Annotated in this window: 18 protein-coding genes; 9 read left to right on the forward strand and 9 right to left on the reverse strand. The window is 37.4% G+C overall.

Going from position 1 to position 21000, the window contains the following annotated elements; all coding sequences use genetic code 11:
• Window positions 1–642 precede the first annotated feature (642 nt).
• Window positions 643–2166: a sulfatase family protein gene (locus ACST15_RS06000; RefSeq protein ID WP_459453785.1), complete on the reverse strand. Its 1524-nt coding sequence runs from the start codon at window positions 2164–2166 to the stop codon at window positions 643–645.
• Between the two features lie 164 nt (window positions 2167–2330).
• Between ACST15_RS06000 and ACST15_RS06005 the strand changes: the two genes are divergently transcribed.
• The 4 genes from ACST15_RS06005 (at window position 2331) to ACST15_RS06020 (ending at window position 6385) form a co-directional block, all read left to right on the forward strand.
• Window positions 2331–3212, forward strand: coding sequence for a sugar phosphate isomerase/epimerase family protein (locus ACST15_RS06005; protein ID WP_459453786.1), 882 nt, complete (start codon window positions 2331–2333; stop codon window positions 3210–3212).
• 98 nt (window positions 3213–3310) lie between these two features.
• Window positions 3311–3817: a gluconate 2-dehydrogenase subunit 3 family protein gene (locus ACST15_RS06010; protein WP_459453787.1), complete on the forward strand. Its 507-nt coding sequence runs from the start codon at window positions 3311–3313 to the stop codon at window positions 3815–3817.
• Between the two features lie 3 nt (window positions 3818–3820).
• Entirely contained in the window at window positions 3821–5524 is a 1704-nt protein-coding gene (locus tag ACST15_RS06015) for a GMC oxidoreductase (RefSeq protein WP_459453788.1), read from the forward strand.
• A 12-nt stretch (window positions 5525–5536) separates the two neighbouring features.
• On the forward strand, window positions 5537–6385 hold the full coding sequence (locus tag ACST15_RS06020) for a sugar phosphate isomerase/epimerase family protein (RefSeq protein WP_459453789.1): 849 nt from the start codon (window positions 5537–5539) through the stop codon (window positions 6383–6385).
• Window positions 6386–6414: 29 nt separating this feature from the next.
• On the opposite strand, the gene ACST15_RS06025 is transcribed toward ACST15_RS06020, so the two are convergent.
• Complete coding sequence (locus ACST15_RS06025; RefSeq protein ID WP_459453790.1) at window positions 6415–8844, reverse strand: TonB-dependent receptor; 2430 nt, start codon at window positions 8842–8844, stop codon at window positions 6415–6417.
• Between the two features lie 175 nt (window positions 8845–9019).
• Here ACST15_RS06025 and ACST15_RS06030 point away from each other — a divergent pair, with 175 nt between their 5' ends.
• Entirely contained in the window at window positions 9020–9754 is a 735-nt protein-coding gene (locus ACST15_RS06030) for an LOG family protein (protein ID WP_459453791.1), read from the forward strand.
• Window positions 9755–9884: 130 nt separating this feature from the next.
• Window positions 9885–11672: a hypothetical protein gene (locus ACST15_RS06035; RefSeq protein WP_459453792.1), complete on the forward strand. Its 1788-nt coding sequence runs from the start codon at window positions 9885–9887 to the stop codon at window positions 11670–11672.
• Here the strand turns inward: ACST15_RS06035 and ACST15_RS06040 are convergent.
• On the reverse strand, window positions 11669–12037 hold the full coding sequence (locus ACST15_RS06040) for a hypothetical protein (protein WP_459453793.1): 369 nt from the start codon (window positions 12035–12037) through the stop codon (window positions 11669–11671). The two genes, ACST15_RS06035 and ACST15_RS06040, sit on opposite strands and share 4 nt — an antisense overlap.
• Before the next feature lie 131 nt (window positions 12038–12168).
• Between ACST15_RS06040 and ACST15_RS06045 the strand changes: the two genes are divergently transcribed.
• On the forward strand, window positions 12169–13053 hold the full coding sequence (locus tag ACST15_RS06045; protein ID WP_459453794.1) for a patatin-like phospholipase family protein: 885 nt from the start codon (window positions 12169–12171) through the stop codon (window positions 13051–13053).
• A gap of 10 nt (window positions 13054–13063) precedes the next feature.
• Entirely contained in the window at window positions 13064–13444 is a 381-nt protein-coding gene (locus ACST15_RS06050) for a hypothetical protein (RefSeq protein WP_459453795.1), read from the forward strand.
• A 12-nt stretch (window positions 13445–13456) separates the two neighbouring features.
• On the opposite strand, the gene ACST15_RS06055 is transcribed toward ACST15_RS06050, so the two are convergent.
• The 6 genes from ACST15_RS06055 to ACST15_RS06080 form a co-directional block, all read right to left on the reverse strand.
• On the reverse strand, window positions 13457–13780 hold the full coding sequence (locus ACST15_RS06055; protein WP_459453796.1) for a hypothetical protein: 324 nt from the start codon (window positions 13778–13780) through the stop codon (window positions 13457–13459).
• Window positions 13781–13803: 23 nt separating this feature from the next.
• Window positions 13804–14334 (reverse strand): YceI family protein, encoded by a 531-nt coding sequence (locus ACST15_RS06060; protein ID WP_459453797.1) that lies wholly within the window; start codon window positions 14332–14334, stop codon window positions 13804–13806.
• A gap of 28 nt (window positions 14335–14362) precedes the next feature.
• Complete coding sequence (locus ACST15_RS06065; protein WP_459453798.1) at window positions 14363–15082, reverse strand: pirin family protein; 720 nt, start codon at window positions 15080–15082, stop codon at window positions 14363–14365.
• 141 nt (window positions 15083–15223) lie between these two features.
• Window positions 15224–15709, reverse strand: coding sequence for a hypothetical protein (locus ACST15_RS06070; protein WP_459453799.1), 486 nt, complete (start codon window positions 15707–15709; stop codon window positions 15224–15226).
• A 945-nt stretch (window positions 15710–16654) separates the two neighbouring features.
• Window positions 16655–17224 (reverse strand): Crp/Fnr family transcriptional regulator, encoded by a 570-nt coding sequence (locus ACST15_RS06075; RefSeq protein ID WP_459453800.1) that lies wholly within the window; start codon window positions 17222–17224, stop codon window positions 16655–16657.
• 20 nt (window positions 17225–17244) lie between these two features.
• Complete coding sequence (locus ACST15_RS06080; protein WP_459453801.1) at window positions 17245–17541, reverse strand: Dabb family protein; 297 nt, start codon at window positions 17539–17541, stop codon at window positions 17245–17247.
• 390 nt (window positions 17542–17931) lie between these two features.
• Between ACST15_RS06080 and ACST15_RS06085 the strand changes: the two genes are divergently transcribed.
• Entirely contained in the window at window positions 17932–21000 is a 3069-nt protein-coding gene (locus tag ACST15_RS06085; RefSeq protein ID WP_459453802.1) for a SusC/RagA family TonB-linked outer membrane protein, read from the forward strand.

Genomic DNA, 21000 nt, shown 5'->3' on the forward strand with positions numbered 1-21000 from the left:
GGAAAGCCCCTAGTAAGGATTTACAACTTCTTAACCGATTAACTTTAAAATTGTTAATCTGATGGATGCTTTCAACGCCAATTGAATTACTTGATTAGTAATTATTTATAAATTTAGAACGGAATTATCATGTTAAAGTTTTAAGTTAGGTAAGCTTCATCGGAGCTGAATTTGAAAGGCAAATTCCTTTGTCCTAAAATTCAAATTCTATACCTAAATAGATAGTGGCTACTTAAAAAAGAAAAAATTATTTTTCTAAAATTAAACATTATTTTGATAAAAAAACTAACTAATTACAGTTTAATCTTCGAAATAATAAGAAAATGCCTAACCATTAACTCCATTTTTACGCCCCTGGGTAGGGCGAGCAATAGTGAATAAATTAGTACTGAATTATTAAATTGTACTAATAACTAAGATTTTATTGAAATTTTTACAAGATTTCTCCTAGTTTTGAAAAATCGATTTAATAATAGAAATCTTTTGATTCTAATATTTTAAAAAGATGACTCGTTTACATGATTCTAATTAGAGTTATTTAAATGAATAGTGAGATTAAAGACAGTATACAATTATAGAACACAGGAATGCAAAAAGCCTATCGTTATTAGCGATAGGCTTTTTTATCCTGTTGTTGTTTTTTTATATGCCTTTACGGTATATTTCTAGTGCCTCTTTGTCATCATACTGAATCATCTTCTTTTCTAATTCTCTTTTCAAATCGGCAATAATTTGCGCATTTTCTTTTTTGCTGTAGATATTGTGCAAATTTTTTGGGTCTTTCTTGATGTCATATAATTCCCAAAAGTCTTTGGGTCCATAAAAACGAACTAAGGTATACTGGGCTGTTCTTAAACCAAAGTGTGGGTAAACATGATGAGGTTGTGGGTATTCGTAATAATGGTAATAGGATTCATTCTTCCAATTTTTCCCTTGACCTTTTAAAACAGGTAAAAAAGATTTTCCTTGAATTTCTGCTGGGACTTTAGTCTGAGCAATATCCAGCAGAGTTGGTGCCCAATCTACATTAGAAACTACTTGGCTCACTTTAGTGCCCGGTTTGATGGCTCCTGGGTAACGAATAACAAATGGGGTCTTTAACGATTCTTCATATATGAAGCGTTTATCAAACCAGCCATGTTCTCCTAAATAAAAGCCTTGGTCCGAAGTATATACCACTACGGTATTTTTAGCCAAACCTGTTTTATCTAGATATTCCAATAATTCACCAATATTTCTATCTAAGGAATTGGCAGTTGAAAGATAGTCTTTCATGTATCGTTGGTATTTCCATTCTGCCAAGGCTTTACCGCTTAGCTTTTTCTCCTCAAACTCTTTACTAATTTTATTTTCATAATAATCATAGAAAGCCGGTCTTTGCTGAGGAGTAAAACGGTTGAAATTGCCACCATCGCCCACTCCTTCATATTTACCATGGATTTTTAGGTCCTGGCTTAGAATCATGGTTTTATCAATGGTCATGTCTTGATCTGCGGCAGCTAATCTTCCCTCATATTGATCATAAAATGTGTCAGGAATAGGGAATGTTACATGGTCGTATGCCCCTAAATCGGGAATATCAGGTAACCATGAACGGTGAGTAGCTTTGTGTCCAACGACCATGAAAAAGGGTTTGTCGGGATTTCTTTTGTCTAGCCATTCTTTGGAGAGTTGCGTAATGACATTCGTGACATAGCCTTCATGGCGCGTGGTTTTATTTTGACTATCTACAAAATCAGAATTATAGTAACTTCCATGCCCAGGAAGTATATTTAGGTAATCAAAACCATGTGGTAAGGTACCCAAGTGCATTTTTCCCACCCAGGCCGTTTGATATCCATTTTTTTGTAATTCTTCTGGAAAGACGGCTTGCTCAATATCAAATTTCTTTTCATTGAACTTATAGCCATTTTTATGACTGAATTTTCCAGTTAACAAAGTGGCCCTGCTTGGACCACAAATGGAATTGGTAACTACATTATTATATAATATAGCTCCTTCTCTAGCAATTCGATCAATGTTGGGTGTCTTCGCCAATTTACTTCCATATGCACTGATGGCCTGAGAAGTATGATCATCTGAAATAATAAAAATGATGTTTGGCTTTTGTTTAGCTTGTCCCCAACCATAAAAGCTAATAAGTAATAGAATAAGCGTTTTTTTCATAGTAGTTGTTTGGTTCAATGTTTAATGGTATGTTTTTAGGAATAAATTTGAGTTGTTTGCCTTGTTATTTTGCAGCTTTATATAAGGATAATACTGATTTTTTTCATTTAATTTGATTTAGATCCTCCTGGTTGTGTGTATCCATAGAAAATAAAAACCTCAATATGAAAAAAATACTTGTCTTCTGCACCATAAGCTTTTGTTTGGGTATAACCATTGACAATTTAGCTAAACAGCCCAATAAATATGTGAATAAAAAATCAAATATGGCAAAATTCGCTCCTAAAGATTGGCATTTGGGTGTGGCCCTATATACATTTAACGGATTTTCATTTCCAGAACAATTAGCCAAAGCGGATAGCGCAGGCTTGAAATTTATTGAGGGTTATACTTTTGGAAAAGCGGGGGCCGTCTTGAAAGATTCTGCCGTGATGAATTTATCAAAATCTGGAATCAGACAACTGAAACAGATGATTAAAGCCAAGGGGCTCAAGATGGAATCCATCTATTTAGTTGGAGGCAAAACGATTGACCGCTGGAAGAAGGAATTTGATATAGCCAAAGAGTTGGAAGTTAATTATGTAACGGCCGAACCTCCCGTGCATTTATGGGATGGGGTAGATAGTTTGGCCAATTTATATAAGATTAAGGTCGCCATTCATAATCACTGGAAAGGTACAAGTGTCTATTGGACACCAGACTCTTTATTAATAGCCATGAAAAATCATCCAAATTTTTATGCTTGCCCAGACCTAGGACATTACCCTAAAAGTGGTATAAATCCGGTAGATGCATTAAAAAAATTACAAGGGCGCATTATTGCTATCCATTTAAAGGATATAGCCGAATACAATAATCCAAAATTGAGGGATGTACCTATAGGAACGGGAGTAGTAAATTTTCCTGAAGTCTTTGCTGAGTTAAAGCGCCAAGGTTTTCAAGGGAATATCAATATTGAAAGAGATACCCAAGAGAAGCCAAGTAATCTGCCATCTGTCATTCGATCGGTTCAGTATTACCGAGAACAAATAGGTCAATTGAAATAAGCACTACATTTTCACATACGAATTTCTTGAATGAAATCAGGGCAGCTAATGGTAATTTTCCAACTGATTTCATTCAAATTTCAGCCATAAAATTTAAAATGAAAAGAAGAAAGCTTTTACAATCATTAGCCCTTTCAGCTGGGGCTTTGGTCGCTTTACCAAGCTGGGCGGAAGCTTGGAATAAAGAAAGTATTGCACCCATTTCAGTTTTTAAAAACGAAGAAAAGGAAATGCTTCGACTGATAGTAGGGACATTCATTCCGGAGGGTAAGTCAAAAGGGGGAAATGGAGTAGGTGTAGAGCTTTTTCTCGAAAAACTATTTAGCGATTGTTATACAGTGGAGGATCAAAATAAAATAAAATCAGCGATGAAGGCTTTGTCGCTTCAAGCAGATTTAAACCATCACCTGACTTTTGGAGCATGTAATACCTCTCAGCGAGAATCCTTGCTCATGGACTTAGAGAAATCAGCTGAGCATCTTTGGGCTTATACCACGTTGAGGGCTGAAACGATTCGTGGATATACTAGCTCTGAGTATGTATTAACAGCGCATTATCATTATGTCATGGCACCTGGCTTTTACCATGGGTGCGTAAATGTATAGTATATGGCCAATTTGAATATAAATAGTGCCAAGAAAAACACCTATGATGTTATTGTCATTGGCTCTGGAGCTAGTGGAGGCTGGGCTGCCAAGGAATTTTGTGAACGGGGCTTAAAGACTTTGGTTTTGGATCGGGGCAGGCAAGTAAAACATGTAGAAGATTATCCTACCGCCTCTAAAGCCCCCTGGGAGTTTGAACATCGTGGGACAGTTACTTTGGCGGACAAACAAGGTTTTTCAGCCAGTGGCTTTATGCGGGAAGAAACCAAACATTGGGCTTTGCCAGATGATGAACAACCTGTGGTGTATGAAAAACCATTTCGATGGACGCGTGGATATCATGTTGGGGGGAAGTCATTATTATGGGCAAGACAAACGCAGCGTTGGTCTGATTTTGATTTTGAAGGTCCTATCCGTGATGGTTTTGCGACGGATTGGCCCATACGATACAAAGATATAGCTGCTTGGTATGACCATGTCGAGACTTTTGCGGGTATAGCGGGTTTTAATGATAATTTGGCGGAGCTACCTAATAGTATAGTTCAGCCTGGATTTGAATTAAATTGTTTAGAACAGCATCTTAAAGAGACATTAAAAAAAGCCTATGGTAATCGCTGGGTGATAGCCGGTCGATGTGCTCACTTGACGGATCCTCAGGAAATTCATTTTAAACAAGGTCGGGGTAGGTGTTTAAGTCAGCGTCAATGTAATAGAGGATGTAATTATGGGGCATATTTTAGTAGTAATTCTTCCACCTTACCTTGGGCTGCCAAAACAGGAAATTTGACTTTAAGACCTCATTCGGTGGTACATTCTGTTATTTACGATGAGAAAAAGCAAAAGGCCATTGGTGTTCAGGTCATTGATGCCATCAGTCATGAAATGATTCCTTTTTATGCCAAGGTGATTTTTGTGAATGGGTCTACCATCAATACCAATGCCATACTTTTGAATTCAATATCTAGTCGGTTTCCCCAGGGTTTGGGAAATGACTCAGGACTTTTGGGGAAATACATAGCTTGGCATAATTACCGCGGATCGGCAAATGCCAGTTATGATGGGTTTAAAGATAAAAAGACAGCGGGAGGAAACCCAAGCAATGCCTATATCCCGCGATTTAGAAATGTATTAAGGCAAGAGACCGATTTTTTACGGGGCTATGCCGTGGGAGTAGGAGGAGGACGAGGTGAATATTCGAAACAAGATGGAATTGGAGATACGCTGCGAGAAAACTTATTGAATCGTCAATTGGGCCAATGGAATATCTCCGCTTGGATGATGGGAGAAACAGTGCCTACGGAACAAAATCACATTAGGTTACATGCCGATTTGAAAGATAAATATGGCATACCGCAAATTGTGTTCTCTTGTGACTGGACAGAAAATGATGTCAAAATGGTCAAAGATTTTAGAGAGCAAATGCAGGAAATGTTTGAAAAAGCAGGATTTCAGCAAATTAGAACAGCTGATTCAAAATCTGCTCCAGGTGCTGATATCCATGAAATGGGCGGTGTTCGAATGGGGAAAAATCCTAAGGATTCCCTGTTAAATGAATGGAATCAATTACATGCTTGTAAAAATGTATTTGTCACCGATGGAGCCTGTATGACATCCACAGGGACACAAAATCCTACCTTAACTTTCATGGCTTTAACCGCACGCGCGGCTAATCATGCAGTGAACGAATTGAAAAAAAAGAACTTATAAAACAAAATACACATGAAAAAGAATCGATTAATGATTGCCCTATTGGGAATTTGTCTTAGCTGGGGTGCTTATGCCCAAAAAGTGTACACCTATCCATTAGGGGTACAAGCTTATACTTTTAGAAAACAATTTCCTCAAGATCCACTCAAAACCTTGGATATTATCAAAGGAATGGGTTTTACGGAGTTGGAAGGTGGAGGCGCTAAAGGTATGACTTTACAGGAATTTAAACAGCAATGTGATGCTAGGGGTATTTCTATTCCCTCTACTGGAGCAGATTTTGGAGAGTTAGAAAAAGACCCCATGGCTGTAGTTCAAAAGGCAAAAGTCTTGGGAGCTAAATTTGTCATGTGTGCATGGATTCCTCATAAAGGAAACGATTTTACTTTAGAAGACGCTCAGAAAGCAGTAAACGTATTTAATAAAGCGGGTAAGGTTTTGAAAGAAAATGGGATTACGCTTTGCTACCATGACCATGGATACGAGTTTCATGCATTTGAAAAAGGCACCTTATTAGACTACATTATTCAAAAGACTGATCCAGCTTATGTTTCTTTTGAAATGGATGTATTATGGACATTGCATGGAGGGGGCGAAAAAATGCCAGTGAAGCTTTTGAAAAAATACCCAGGTCGTTGGAAATTAATGCACGTGAAAGATTTACGCAAGGGGGTAGTTGGTGATTTAACGGGTCATACTCCAGCCATCAATGACGTTCCCGTAGGAACGGGCCAGGGAAATTGGAAAAAGATTATCCAATTAGGTAAAAAAGCGGGTGTGGAACATTGCTTTATTGAAGATGAGAGCGATAATGAAATGGTCAATGTACCTTTAAGTATAAGTTATCTTAAATCATTGTAGGAAAAAGCCCCGAATTCGGGGCTTTTTTATTAAAAATCTTTTTCTCCGTAATCTGTTTTGGTCGATTTCGTTTTTTGTCCTCGATCATTGATTCGGAAACCAAAACTCAACTGAATCACTCGGTCCCATTTGCGATAATCTGTACTAGAGAAAAAATCAGGTGTTTGAGTGACAATGGTTTGAATGTTGGTATTAAAAACATTGAGGCATTGTAAATTCAAATTTGCCCGATTTTCCCAAAGCGCATATTTTATGCTAACATTGGAAAGCAATAAATCAGAGTCGTAACCTTGTGTAGTCACGGATCTAGATAAATAGTTGAAATCCCAAACAAAACGTAATTTAGGACTGATGTCTAGGCTAGTATTACCGTTTAAATTGTAATTAAAGCTGCTTTGCTGGGTTTCTATTCCTCTAAAATTTCCTTGAACATCAAACTGATATAGATTTCCTGATAAGTATACTCTCCAAATTTTACTAGGTCTTATTTCCGTTAAAAATTCCACTCCTGTGGATTGAGAACTTCCCGCATTGGTATAGGTTCTTCCTAATATTGTCCGACTGTAAATTTCATTCACTCGAAAGACTTTATCTTGAAGAAAATTGACATAGGCAGTTGCGGTAAAGGAGATATTTTGGAAGCCTTTACTTATGCCTAATTCGAAAACATTGGCTATTTCTGGTAATAAATTAGGGTCTCCTGTTTCAATCGTTTCAGCATGGCGATGGTTTTTAAAAGGCGACATTAATTTGCTCGAAGGGCGTTCAATTCTTCTACTATATGCCATGCGAAGGGTTTTTTCTCCTTCTAATTTCCAGATTCCTTGTAAAGAGGGGAATAGGTATATTTGATTTAGGGTGTAGGTTTTACCTGGTTCTCCGGCATGAGTAAGATTACGGTCCATCCATTCTGACCTTAATCCCAAGGCATATGAAAACTTCTGACGACTTCCGTTTAATTGAACATATGGTGCATGTATACTTTGCGCCAATTCCATCTTATCTGTGTAATTAGGATCAGAGTACCAGCTATTGGTTCCTGCAGCAAAACGTTCAAATAGAAAATCTCCTTGATGATTAACATATCTAAAGTGATAACCAAATTCAAGTTTATTCTTGGCTGGCAGCGGTAGGCTATAATCTAATTGGAACCTCCATGCACTCAAAGGACTAGTTTCGGTAGACCTTTCCCATAATAAGAGCTTGTTGCTGCCCTCATAGGTATCATAATTATTTAGAGGTCCACCTAATTTTGAATATTCATATAAACCCAGTAGGCTTAACTTAGCTTGATTAGCATAGGTGTGAGAATAATCGACGTTATAAGTTTGAAATTTACCCGATCTAATAAATAAATTTTGGTTGAAAAATTGCCTATATGGGTTTATAGTAGACTGGAAAGAGGAAAAAAGGTCACCCCTTGATTGTGTTTGAATAAAGTCCTGGTAGTGAAGGTTCGCGGTTCGGTCGGTTTGTTTTTCTCCTACATAGGCAGACCAATTCCAAAGGTCATTGGTACTTGCCTGCCAGGTACCACCTGCTCGGATGGAATATTGAAAATCCATATAATTTCTGACGCCTTCGGAAGGCATGTAGCTAAGCGTATCCAGGAATTTTGTACGAATTTCTCCCACTCGAAAGCCATCAATATCGTACCTTCTATAATCTGCTGCAGCAAATACACTCCATTTTTTGTCGGTAAAACTCCATTGCAGATCACTACTAAATCGTAAAGGTAGCGTACCCCCATTCATGATGTTTCCAGACCATGCGCTTCCAATTCTCGTATTTTTTTTGGTAATGATGTTTATCATCCCCGCTTTACCGTCGGCATCGTATTTAGCCGAAGGGCTTGTGATTAGTTCAATACTTTCAATCAAATTAGCGGGTATTTGGGCTAAAATATCAGCGGGAGTCCGAGTAGACGGTTTTCCGTCAATTAATAATATAAAACCTGTACTCCCTCTCAAGGAAATTTCTCCCTCCGTATTGACTGTTACTGCGGGGAGTCTTTGCATTAAATCTAAACCTGTCCCGTTGGCAGCATTTTGAAATTGCTTGGTCTGAAAGGTCTGTTTATCTATTTGAAGAGCAGAAACCGCTTTTTCTCCCTTGACAATAATTTCACTAAGTGTTTGATTTTCTGCTTCAAGAGTAATCTCATTTGACTTAATAGAAAAGAATTCAGCTAAACTAATGATTCGAGTTTTATAGGAAAGAGCTTGAAATTTTATGAAAGCTAGATTGGAGGGGAGTTCTTTAAAAGTAAAATTTCCTAATGTATCACTTAATGTTCCTTTCCAAACTGTGGAGTCTTTTTTCCAAAGGCTGACGTTGGCGAATTCAATATTTCGTCGACTTTGTTTGTCGACCAATTTACCTGATAACACCTTACCTTGACCAAAAGCTAAAGAGAGGGTGGTAATCGTTAATAGAATAACTAAAAAATGTTTTTTCATGAACAGGTAAGAGGAAATGAAATTAAATTACTTACAAGGTAGCATTTCTTACTTCTTATAGTATCCTTACTTGGATGTTTTGAGTATGAGGTAGCCCATATCTTTTATTTTAATATGCTTGCCACATCTGATTTATCGTGTAAATTCGTTTGGTATAGCATAAAACAGAAAACAGATGAAATGGACAAATGAGTTTGATTTTTTAAAAGGACCACGAGCACGTTGGAAAGAGTTAATTTTCTCCATTGAAGTACTTTTTCAATACATCAAAGGATTTAGAAATCTCCACTTTATAGGACCCTGTATTACCATTTTTGGCTCAGCTCGATTTGACGCCAATCATTCTTATTATCAAACTACCGAAAAGTTGGCTGAAGAACTATCCAAACTTGGTTTTGCCATCATGACAGGCGGAGGGCCAGGTATTATGGAAGCGGCAAATAAAGGGGCTATGCAAGCTGGAGGAGTATCACTTGGCTGTAATATTGAATTACCCTTTGAGCAAATGGCTAATCCCTATTTAGATAAATTTGTTACCATTCGATATTTCTCAGTAAGAAAGGAATTGTTAAGGAAATATTCTTCGGGTTTTGTGGTTATGCCTGGAGGATTAGGCACCTTGGATGAATTTTTCGAAGTAATAACCCTTATTCAGACCGGAAAAATCAATCACTTTCCTGTTGTGGTCATGGGATTAGAATACCATGAAAAATTGATGGCCTATTTCGAATCCTTGATTCATGAGCAAACCGTAAGTCCCAATGACTTTGATTATATCTTATTTACGGATGATATTTCCTTGGCCATCAATCATATTCAAACCAAATCGGAGAAACGTATCCCTCCTCGGAAAAATCCAAATCAACCTTTATGGATTTTGGGGGAAAAGAGAATTTACAAAAAGCGATAATAGGTTTTGCTCAAGGGTATTTTTGTGAGGTATTGTCTATTTAAGGGCCATTAATATAAAGTCATACCTGACGAAGGTCATAGTTATTTGGTTTCTTAGGCTTGAACTTTGCGACAAATCAAATTAGATTATGTCTAAAAAGCTCGCACATTCATTTCATATCCCTGTTATGGGATTAGGCTTTACCATTGATACTCCAGTAAAAGTGGCTCATTTAGGAATTTCCTCGGTTATATCCATTATGGATGACCACCTGGTGGAGGAAATGAGGGAAGTTCATGCTAAAGCGAATAATCGACCTTTTCAAACTATTTTAAAAACAGAAAACGATTACCGAGCTAAGCGCATACAAGCGTATTTGAATTTGGTCAATGAATTAGTGAATGAAAAGATGGAGGCTATGCGTCATCAATCATTCGAGGAAGGAACAGACTTACATCGGTATTTTGAGTTATTACCAGAGTCCTCAGCCTTAAAACAGGTATATCAAAGCTGGTTAATCTCGAAAGAGGAGGCATTGGAAAATTATTTGAGAGAAAGCATCATTCCAGGTTCCATTGACGTGAACATCATGTCTAAGGTAAATAAAACCAATTATTCCAAAGATGGTGAAGCTCTTGAAAAAGAATTTTCAGATGCCTTATCTGCCTTACGAGGATATGCCTTGAGTGACTTGAAATCTTCCGTCATATTTTCAGCAGGATATAATCCATTGTTATACAGCTACATCGACCAGTTTGCAGATTTTTTCCCAAATGAAAAAGGGGGACTAAAGAAGCAAATTATTTTAAAAGTGAGTGATTTTAGGAGTGCCTTGACTCAGGGTAAATTATTAGCCAAAAAGGGACTTTGGATTTCTGAGTTCCGTATTGAATCAGGCTTGAATTGTGGAGGCCATGCTTTTGCGACGGATGGATTATTATTAGGGCCCATTTTAGAAGAATTTAAGCAAAGTCGTGCGGACATGAAAAAGGAGCTTTTTGATATGTGCCAAAAAGTCTTGGTGGAAAAAGGACTCACGCATTTTTCGGATATACCCGAGATGCGTATCACCGTGCAAGGGGGAATAGGTACAAGCGAAGAAAATGAATTTTTACTTGATCATTATGAAACCCAGGGGACAGGTTGGGGAAGTCCTTTTTTGTTGGTACCTGAAGCAACGAATGTAGATGAAGCTACTTTACAAGCCTTGGCTACAGCTGAAGAGTCCGATTATTACATGAGCCACGCCTCTCCTCTAGGTGTTCCTTTTAACAATTTTAGAAAGAGTAGTTCTGAAAAACAGCGGTTAGAAAGAATAGAAAAGGGTAGGCCGGGTAGTCCATGTAATTTGGAGTATTTGTCTACGAATACCGAATTCACGGAAAAGCCCATTTGTACTGCTTCAAGGCAGTACCAGCATGCCAAAATTAAGGAGTTGGAAGCTCAAAATTTACCAAGTCAAGAATTGAAAAAACAAGTGGATAAGATTACCGAAAAAGCTTGTCTATGTACCGGTTTGGGGACTTCTGCATTAAAAAACTATGGCATCAAACCAAAGCATCATTTACATGCTATCGCAATTTGTCCTGGGCCCAATTTGGCCTATTTTTCAGGAGTATATTCCTTGAAAGAAATGGTAGATCATATCTATGGTCGAATCAATATCCTGAATACCCAGGAACGGCCTAACTTATTTGTGAAGGAATTAGGACTTTATGTTGACTACCTTAAAAACGAACTCGCTGAAAGTATGGAAAATATGAATGTAAAGCAGGAGCGCTATTTGAAAACATTCAAGCAAAATTTACTCGCTGGGGTAGAATATTATAAGTCCTTGCAGATTCCTAACTGGAAGGATATGTTGCCAGATCTAAAGAAAATGGAGGAACATATTGAAGGCCTGATTATCCCAAGTTTAGAAAGGAATTTAGTTTAAGGACAAATTTCAATATAGAGTTTTTTGTTGGGCGTTGGGCTGTAAGCTAAGCATTGAGCGCAGGTGGCTTCTTTTGGGGGACTCATTATTTTAAAGGTGAAAATTTCTCCCTCTTTGATGCGCGCTGTAACGCTACAGGGGTTTGCCAAAGCAAAAACATGTTGATATGATTTACCCGTTTCGGGGTTTTTCCAATTGACCTCTACCTTTGAGGTATCAATGTCCTTATTTATGGCCTCAATCACATAATTCATGCAGATGCCCTGTAAAACAAATTTGCCTTGGTAGCAGGTTGGACTAATTTTCTCAGCACTTTTGCACTGTACAAGAAGTGGCAATAAGAGTAATATTCCGTACTTTTTCATCGTTTTTTAGACTACAATCCATACGTTGGAAGAAATAATTTATTGTCCTTTGATAGAAAAATTGTTTTCCAATGGGGGTATTGTTGAGTTCGGAGTTTGATCTATAAAAAACTAATTAAACCAAAATTGGGATGGATAGGAATAGAAAAGTACACCTGGTTTTAGGAAGTGGAGGAGCCAGAGGCTTTGCCCACATGGGGGTTATTGATGTTTTAGAGGAGCAGGGATATGAAATTATCAGTGTGACAGGCTGTTCCATGGGAGCAGTAGTTGGTGGAATATATGCAGCGGGTTTCCATGAAGCCTATAAAAGCTGGGCACTGGAACTGACCAAAGCAAAGGTGTTTAGTCTCTTGGACTTTACTTTGGGTAAACACGGATTTGTGAAAGGTGAGCGTATTTTTGAAGTATTGTCTCAATTCATTAATGTACCCCAAATTGAAGATTTTAAGATTCCATTTACGGCAGTAGCGGCTGATATGAATACCAAGAAAGAAGTATGGTTTCAATCGGGGGATTTATACCGGGCATTAAGGGCCTCGATTGCAATACCTGGCATTTTTACTCCTGTGATCGATGGAGAGCATGTTTTAGTAGATGGAGGAGTACTCAATCCTTTGCCCTTAAACGTTGTAAAAAAGCAAGAGGGAGAACTGCTTATCGCCGTGGATTTAAATGGAGATTCGCCGTTTTTTGTATTACCTGAAAAAAATGATTCAGAGGATTCAGAACTTTTAAAAGGCATAAAAGATTGGTTAGGAAAATATTGGGTGAATGCAGCTCCCCAAGATTTATCTGCCCTGGCAAGTACTAAATCCCTGAGTGATATTTTGTTTTATTCTTATGAAATGACCCAAGATAAAGTGACGGAAATGATGTTGGATAAATATCCCCCAGATATCTTAATTGAAATTCCTAAATCAACTTCTTCTATATTTGATTTTGATCGAGCTAAAGATTTAATTGCCTATGGGCGAAAGGCCTGCGAGGAAGCTTTGATAAAGAAAACGATTTAAAGAAGTAAATATGAAAAATAGCGGCTTATTTCTACTTTTTGGCCTGTTTTTAACCATGAGTTCTTCCTGTAAACGAGAAGAGCTCCCCAAGGCCACTTGCTTAAAAGGCAGATTAGCGTTGAAAGGAGTTTGTATGAACTATGTCATTGAAGTGATAGAAGGCCAGGTAGATAGTAGTAAAGTGGAATTGGCTTGGCAGAATCCCATGACAAATAAAGTGTATACCAAGGCTTTTGCCCTTAAAAGTATCTGTTCTTTTCCAGAAAATCTGAAGGAAGGAGATGAGTTTTATTTTAGTATTTCGGCTTTACCGGAGGATAAGATGTGTGCCCAATGTAAGGCTTATAGCCCTGTTCCTAAAAAAGGACTATCGATTGAAATTTGTGATTAATGGAGGGCATCATTATTCAGGGCAGGCTACAAGGTAACCCAAGGCTTGAATAATTTCTGTGCGCAATAGACCACTACCTCCTCCAAAATGCTCCAAGCATTTTACTTTTGGATGAATTTTTGAGACGATATTTTTAATATCCATCTCTTGTGTTGTCGACAAACCACTACTCAATATTATTAGCTCCATAGTGGATGACGATAGGCATAAGCTTTCTATTTCCTCTAGATTACAAGTACCCTGAGCGGAAAGCTCAGGATACTTATTCACTAGTCTGATAAGCAATTCTACGATTGCTTCGTTTTTACCAACAACTAAAACATTTACTTTTTTCATGTTTTGGTTTTGGGGTTTTGTGATTAGGCTTTTACTAATTGGATTTCTCCAGCAATCTTGATTTCTTCACTTACCAAAACACCACCTGTTTCTAAAGCGGCATTCCAGTTTAATCCGAAATCCGTACGGTTGATTTTTGTATTAATGGTAAATCCTGCTTTTAAATGTCCCCATGGATCTTTAGCTACGCCACCAAATTCTACATGAATTTTGACCGGTTTAGTTACATCCTTAATGGTTAAATTACCCAATAGGTTAAATTCGTCACTGCTTGACTTTTCTATTCCTGTGGAGCTAAAGCTAATGTTTTCAAATTTATCAGCTTCAAAGAAATCTGCACTTGCCAAGTGGGCGTCACGCTGTTCGTTTCCTGTTGAAATACTAGCGGCCTTTGCGGTAAAGCTAATTTTTGCATCAGAAAAAGTCTCATCAGCGCTTTCTGCAATTACATTAAAATCGGTAAAACCACCGGTCACGTTAGTGATCATTAAGTGCTTTACTTTAAATTGAATTTCGGAGTGTGTCGGGTCTAATGCCCAAGTTAAATTTGCCATGTTGTTTGTTAGTTTGATTAATGTTAGGTTAAATATTCATGGGAACTTCCATGAGTAGAATTTTTGAGTTATCACTTTGAGCTTTTAAATCAAAGCTATCTAGATCCCATAAGCCTAGACCATCTCGACGGTTTACATCATATCCTTCGATTTGAAAATTACCTTCTAAGACAAAAGCGTAAACGCCATTTCCCGGTTTTTTTATCCGATAATGACTTATTTTTCCTGCTTCAAAATGCCCCAAATGAAACCAAGCATCTTGATGTATCCAAACTCCTTCGTCCTCTGGGTTGGGTGATAGAATTTGCTGAAGTTGATTCAGGCTATACTTATTTTGAAGGGTAATTTGGTCATATCGTGGTGTTACATTTTTCTTATTCGGAAAGACCCAAATTTGCAGGAATTTGACGGCTTGTTCTTTATGGTGATTGTACTCGCTATGGTAAATACCCGTACCTGCACTCATCACCTGAATATCTCCTTGGCGTATGACTGCTAGGTTTCCCATACTATCCTTGTGTTCTAAATCTCCTTCTAAGGGGATACTGATGATTTCCATGTTGTCATGGGGATGTTGTCCAAAACCCATTCCCCCTTTTACAGAATCATCATTCAATACCCTAAGTGCTCCGAAATGAATTCTTTTCGGATCGTAATAATTGGCGAAACTAAAAGTATGAGCGCTAACCAACCATCCGTGGTTGGCTTGGCCTCTGGATTCAGCTTTGTGAAAGATGCTCTTTTTCATATTTTTTTGAATTAGCGATACAAAGATCTGAACTAATAGTAGCGAAAAAGATAATCTAGATTAAGAAAGTAAAAAGGCTATAAAGAAAAAACAAAGCCCATTCAAATGAACGGGCTTTGTGTAATATTCGTATGTTGATTTTTATTCTCCTACAATCTTGCCACGGATGATTTGTCCACAAGTAACAGTTCCTGATTTTCCTCCCCAACGTAAAATACCATAACCATCAGTAGGCAAAAAGTGGCCATTTACTGTCAAGCGGTAATAGTTAGTAGTCCCTCCGCCGTTGTAGTTAAATTTTAATAAAGACCCAAAGCCATCTTGACACTCTGTTGTGCTACCATCGCAGGTATTCATTTTATCTGAAGAAATAGTTTCCCATTCTGTTGAACCATTAGGAGAATTTTCCCCTTTAATTCCTGAACCACTAGGAAGACAAAAGTTTTGAATTACAAAATGACTCAAACCAGTTTGCTGACTTTCTTTCTGCGTAATCTTGTACAAGAAAGTAGATTTGTTCGTGGTACTATTGTATGAACTACTTTCTAGCGATACCGTAAATCCAACTTCCGCTACTTGCATATTGGCAGCTAACGATGGAATCGCAAGCGCCAATAGTAGTAGCAAGTTTAGAACACATATTTAGGAATTGGTAATGAAATTCTTTTTCATCGTTTATGTTGATATATAATTTTTTAACACAGAGTATACTTTATTCAGTTAGACCAACAGGCACAATAATTTCCCTGTCAAAATCCTGAAGATTTTCCAAGCATTATAATCCCATGTACTGGGTTTAGACAGACAAGGATTCGTCACACGTATTCATTTTGTGTGACGATAATGATCCAAGTTGTCTTTCAAAAACAAATTTTGATTATAATTTAGAAACACGAAGAGAAATAGTACTTTTCAATGACTTTTAAGTCTTATTATTATGGTCGAATTTGTATTTTTTTTAATGGTTATTGTGATTCATTTCAAAAATTCAAATTCAATCAGCCTGTTACTATTTTTTCATGTTGACGCAAATATAGTACCATATTTATCATAAAATAATCAAGTAGATTGGCTTAGTAGACTTTCGCAGCAAATCTTGAAGCCATTAATTGATAAATGAGAACATTTTAAATCAATTTAAAATACAAATATTTTTCATATGATATTTTAGGGCAATAAAATTACATTTTCATTTAAAATAAAAATTTTGATTTTTATTTTAAATTCAGCACAAATATTAATTTGTTGGCATATGTTTATTCCTTTTTAAAAGAATTTTTAAAAGAAGACATAAATGTTTTGGTAAGGATTTTACCATCATAAAATATGAAATTCAGAAAAATATATAGCTAAATGCCACATTTTGGAAATGAGATTTTTGAATAAAAAAATGAGTTCAACAATGTTTTTTTATGAGATTCGTCAGTTTTGCATTATTCTTCTAATGGATTCAAAGCATAGGATACGACCTATAAAAATGCCTAGAAATTGAATTTTTCTAAGACCTGCCAATAAAACTTTTACTAGTGAAGTCAAACCAAGAAGGAGATTCCAGGTTTGCTTTTAAGGATACTAGGATAAGCTACGAAGGTATTCGCTCCGCATTTTACTTAAGAATTCGGGAGTAACCCCTATGTAGGCTGCAACGAGCTTTTGGGGGATATCATTGGTTAATGATGGGAAAGTCTGACAAAAATTAGCATATCGTTGTTTAGCACTTAGACTAAGATTATCTATGAGCCTTTGTCGATAGGCAACCAATGAGTTTTCTGTTAATATCCGAAAATATCTTTCTAAGGCGGGTATTTGATCAAAAAGCATTAATTGGTCTTTTCGACTGAGGAGCATGACTTCTGAGTCCATGATGGCTTGAACACTCAGATCTCCTGGTTTTTGTGAAATAAAACTGTACATATCAGTTATCCACCAATTGGCAGGAGCAAATTGCATGATGTGTTCAAATCCATTTTCATCCACAGAAAAGGATCTTAAACAACCTGAAATGACTAAGGCTGCATCTTTGCTTACCTCTCCTCGTTCAAACAAAAAGTCCTTTTTATTCAGTTTCACTCTTCTCCAGGTACTCTCTATCAATGTACATTCAGCCTCCGTCAAGTGGATGAGTTTTTTTATGTTGTTCAAGACTGAGTTTTCTGTCATCGCTAGGAAGGAATCACGGTGTAATCAATCTCTTGAAAATCTGCTACCGATGGTATCCATATGTTTTCAACAAAATGAACATGGTCAGGATGGTTTGTATAAGCTTCATATAAGGCTACGTTTTCAAACTGCATGATTAGCCCAAATTCGTATGGATTTTTAGGGCTAATTTCTTTAAGGCACTGAAAGTTTTGTACGCCTGGTATTTGTGCTAATTTTTTAGCTTCAACAAAGAAAAGATCCTGTTGCTCTTGGTTTATCGTAGACTTAAAATGAAGAAAAACGGAATGATGAATCATGGCATATATTTAATGTTCAAAGGTAGAAATATTTTGTATACCGCAGTTTTGAATCTTGAATAGTTACTATTTTTTAAAGTATGCTTTGAGGGAGAATTGGCCTCTAAGGATTCACGATACGACTATAATTTAATTTTTTTTTGATAAAAAAGCATTTTATCTGACCAAGTCATGTTTTCCGCATTGCCGTATAATCAACCTTTCGTTGTTTCTGCTTGATTATCAAAAAGATACAATAAGCAGCTTCATAAATTTATAAGGATAGTTAAGGATGGTTGACTATGCTCAAATGAGTTAGTTGTACTTTATAATATTATTGTTTCTATGAATAGTTCTATTTATGAAGCAGCTTTTATTCAACCTTTTATAACCAAACTCAAACCTCTTATTATGAAAAAACTATCATTACTAATTTTTTGTATGCTCCTGGTTTACCAAGGACTTGCTCAAAGTGTGCAAGTCCGAGGTAAGGTTAGCACTACCGGAGGAGTAGGCGTTCCTGGCACCTCGGTGTTGGAGAAAGGAACGACCAACGGTGCAGTTACCAATGCAAATGGAGAGTACTCGATCCGAGTATCTTCCAAAAATGCCGTTCTAAATTTTTCTTCAGTAGGCTTATTACCTAAGTCAGAAGCCGTTCAAGGCCGTACGGTAATCGATGTCCTTTTAGAAGAAAATCAAAAAGAATTAACTGAAGTGGTTGTTGTGGGATATGGTTCCCAAAGAAAGCAAGATATTACTTCAGCCGTTTCTGTGATCGGTATGAAGGATATTGGAGAACAACCTGCCAATAACATGAACCAATTATTACAAGGCCGTGCATCAGGAGTTGTGGTAAAGCAAAAAGCCGGAACACCAGGTGGAGCTTTTGAGGTGCGAGTGCGTGGTATAGGTTCATTGGGAGCTGGTAGTGATCCTTTGTATGTAATCGATGGTTTCCCTGTGGGTACATCCGTAGGTGCTAACTTTAACCCGAATGACATAGAAAGTATCTCCGTATTAAAGGATGCTGCTTCTACGGCAATTTACGGTGCAAGGGGTTCAAACGGGGTAGTGTTAATTACTACCAAGAATGCGCAAGAAGGAAAAGTGAATGTAAATTTCTCCGTAGACTACGGAGTTAACTCCATTCCTGACTCTCGTCGTGTGAAAATGTTGACAGGCCAGGAGTTTGCGCAATTCAAGAAAGATGTTTTCATGGATGCCATCCGTATTTTACAAAAAAGAGAGCCATCTATTGAGGAGGTTCCGCTAGGATATCGTTTTCCTGAGCAGACTAAATATTCGACAGATTGGTTTGGCGCTATTCTGAATAAGAATTCGGCATATCAAGATGCCAACCTAACCATTAGTTCAGGTAAAGGGCCAATTAAATCCATGTTTTCTGTAGGTTACTACAAGGAAGATGGAGCTATCATGAATACCGATTATGATCGTATTTCTATTCGTTCAAATAACGGTGGTCAGGTGAGTAAGTTTTTAACTGTTGGATTGAATGTCAACGGAAGTTTGACTCGTCAAAATGTAGCGAATACAGATGGTCGCAGTGCCTTAGTAGGTGGCGCATTATTGATGGATCCACGTGAGCCTATTTATAATGCAGACGGATCGATGCGACCTTATATCGGAGGTGTGGATGGAGCTTTTGGTTTCCCTAATCCAGTATTTTTATTACAAAATGTTATTCGTAAAAGAAATATATCCGATGTTTTGGCGAATGCTTTTGCTGAGTTTACCATTCTTGATGGTTTGAAATTTAGATCTTCCATCAATGGAAAAATGAACTTTAACCGCTTCAAGGAGTTTGTGCCCTCTACCATTGGAGCTTCTGTAGCTTCAGGAACAGCTGGTGCGCCACCAAGGATAGCCACAGCTCGTGATATTTCTGAGCAATTACAAAACGTTTCTTTTGATGAGTTATTGACATATTCTCCAAAAATTGGAGAAGACCATAAATTGGATGCAATGCTAGGTTTTACTTCTCAAAAAGAGCAAGTATATGGCATTGATGGTTCTGCCAATACATTTCCAGATGACTTAGTTCCTTATTTAGGTGCTGGATCTATCCGTTCATCTAACTCTTATGAGTATAGCTGGTCTTTATTAGCCTATTTTGCTCGTGTAAACTATGCATTAAAAGATAAATACCTTTTCTCTGCTTCATTCCGTAGAGAAGGAAGCTCTCGTTTTGGAGAGAATAATAAGTTTGGAGATTTCCCAGCAGCATCGGTAGGTTGGAGAATTTCAGAAGAGCCTTTCATGAAGGATATCAGCTTTATCAATGACATGAAAATTCGTGCGAGCTGGGGTGTTACAGGTAACAATAACATTGGTAACTATCCAAGCTTGGCATTCGTAGGGGCAAATAACTACATCTTAGGAAACAGTTTTGCACCAGGTAAAGTGATTAGCAACTTTGCTAACTCTTCTTTGAAATGGGAAAAATCAGATCAGTTGGACATTGGTTTAGATTTAGCCACGTTTAACAATAAGTTGACCTTCACTTTTGAGTACTACAAGAAAGTAACCAACGATATGTTATTACCAGTTTCGATTCCAGCGGTTTCTGGTTTTACTACCAGTTTGGACAACATTGGTCAGGTTCAAAATACAGGGGTTGAATTAAGCGCAGATTATCGCACTAGTTTTGGTCCTGTGAATTTCAGAACTAACATGAACTTAACGATGAACCAAAGTAAAATTTTGGCCATCAAAGGAGCCAATGACATACTTTGGTATGGTAGTTTTTATGGTGGGTATAACGTCATGAAAGTGGGTCGTCCGATTGGTATGATTTACGGTTACAGAAAAGAAGGCATTTTCAATACTCAGGCAGAAATTGATGCTTGGGCTAAGCAAGATGGTGTAATTCCTGGCGGTATGAAGTTCAAAGACATGAACGGAGATGGTGTTATTTCATATGATACACAAGACATGACTGAAATTGGAAATCCAAATCCTGCCTTTACTTGGGCTTGGACCATGGCTGCTGATTACCGTCAATGGGATTTGAACGTATTATTTGTAGGAGCTCAAGATTTTGATATCTACCGTAACATTGAAGCATCTACCATGAACATGGACGGTGTGTTTAACGTATTAGATAAAGCCAAAGATCGTTGGAGATCGGCTACTAATCCGGGTACCAATCCGAATGACAAAAACTCACAAGGAGGAACTAGTTATTTCAAGTGGTCTCGTGAAAGTAGTGAGCGTTATGTATATGACGGAAGTTATGTTTGGTTAAAGGCAGTGACTTTAGGGTATAAACTTCCTAAAATGAGCAATATATTCAGCGAGTCTAGAGTATTCTTAACGGCGAATAACTTATTCTTATTTACCAATTACCCAGGAAATAACCCGGACGCAGGTGTTAGAGGTGGAACGGAATTGAACAATGACGATGAGTCATATCCAGTTCCTAGAACAGTGGCTCTTGGTGTTAAATTAAACTTCTAA

The sequence above is a fragment of the Aquirufa sp. Wall-65K1 genome, assembly GCF_054558475.1.

Excerpts from the sequence above, each read along its gene's own strand:
- ACST15_RS06000 (WP_459453785.1), bottom strand. The coding sequence starts at position 2,166 with ATGAAAAAAACGCTTATTCTATTACTTATTAGCTTTTATGGTTGGGGA.
- ACST15_RS06005 (WP_459453786.1), top strand. The coding sequence starts at position 2,331 with ATGAAAAAAATACTTGTCTTCTGCACCATAAGCTTTTGTTTGGGTATA.
- ACST15_RS06010 (WP_459453787.1), top strand. The coding sequence starts at position 3,311 with ATGAAAAGAAGAAAGCTTTTACAATCATTAGCCCTTTCAGCTGGGGCT.
- ACST15_RS06015 (WP_459453788.1), top strand. The coding sequence starts at position 3,821 with ATGGCCAATTTGAATATAAATAGTGCCAAGAAAAACACCTATGATGTT.
- ACST15_RS06020 (WP_459453789.1), top strand. The coding sequence starts at position 5,537 with ATGAAAAAGAATCGATTAATGATTGCCCTATTGGGAATTTGTCTTAGC.
- ACST15_RS06025 (WP_459453790.1), bottom strand. The coding sequence starts at position 8,844 with ATGAAAAAACATTTTTTAGTTATTCTATTAACGATTACCACCCTCTCT.
- ACST15_RS06030 (WP_459453791.1), top strand. The coding sequence starts at position 9,020 with ATGAAATGGACAAATGAGTTTGATTTTTTAAAAGGACCACGAGCACGT.
- ACST15_RS06035 (WP_459453792.1), top strand. The coding sequence starts at position 9,885 with ATGTCTAAAAAGCTCGCACATTCATTTCATATCCCTGTTATGGGATTA.
- ACST15_RS06040 (WP_459453793.1), bottom strand. The coding sequence starts at position 12,037 with ATGAAAAAGTACGGAATATTACTCTTATTGCCACTTCTTGTACAGTGC.
- ACST15_RS06045 (WP_459453794.1), top strand. The coding sequence starts at position 12,169 with ATGGATAGGAATAGAAAAGTACACCTGGTTTTAGGAAGTGGAGGAGCC.
- ACST15_RS06050 (WP_459453795.1), top strand. The coding sequence starts at position 13,064 with ATGAAAAATAGCGGCTTATTTCTACTTTTTGGCCTGTTTTTAACCATG.
- ACST15_RS06055 (WP_459453796.1), bottom strand. The coding sequence starts at position 13,780 with ATGAAAAAAGTAAATGTTTTAGTTGTTGGTAAAAACGAAGCAATCGTA.
- ACST15_RS06060 (WP_459453797.1), bottom strand. The coding sequence starts at position 14,334 with ATGGCAAATTTAACTTGGGCATTAGACCCGACACACTCCGAAATTCAA.
- ACST15_RS06065 (WP_459453798.1), bottom strand. The coding sequence starts at position 15,082 with ATGAAAAAGAGCATCTTTCACAAAGCTGAATCCAGAGGCCAAGCCAAC.
- ACST15_RS06080 (WP_459453801.1), bottom strand. The coding sequence starts at position 17,541 with ATGATTCATCATTCCGTTTTTCTTCATTTTAAGTCTACGATAAACCAA.
- ACST15_RS06085 (WP_459453802.1), top strand. The coding sequence starts at position 17,932 with ATGAAAAAACTATCATTACTAATTTTTTGTATGCTCCTGGTTTACCAA.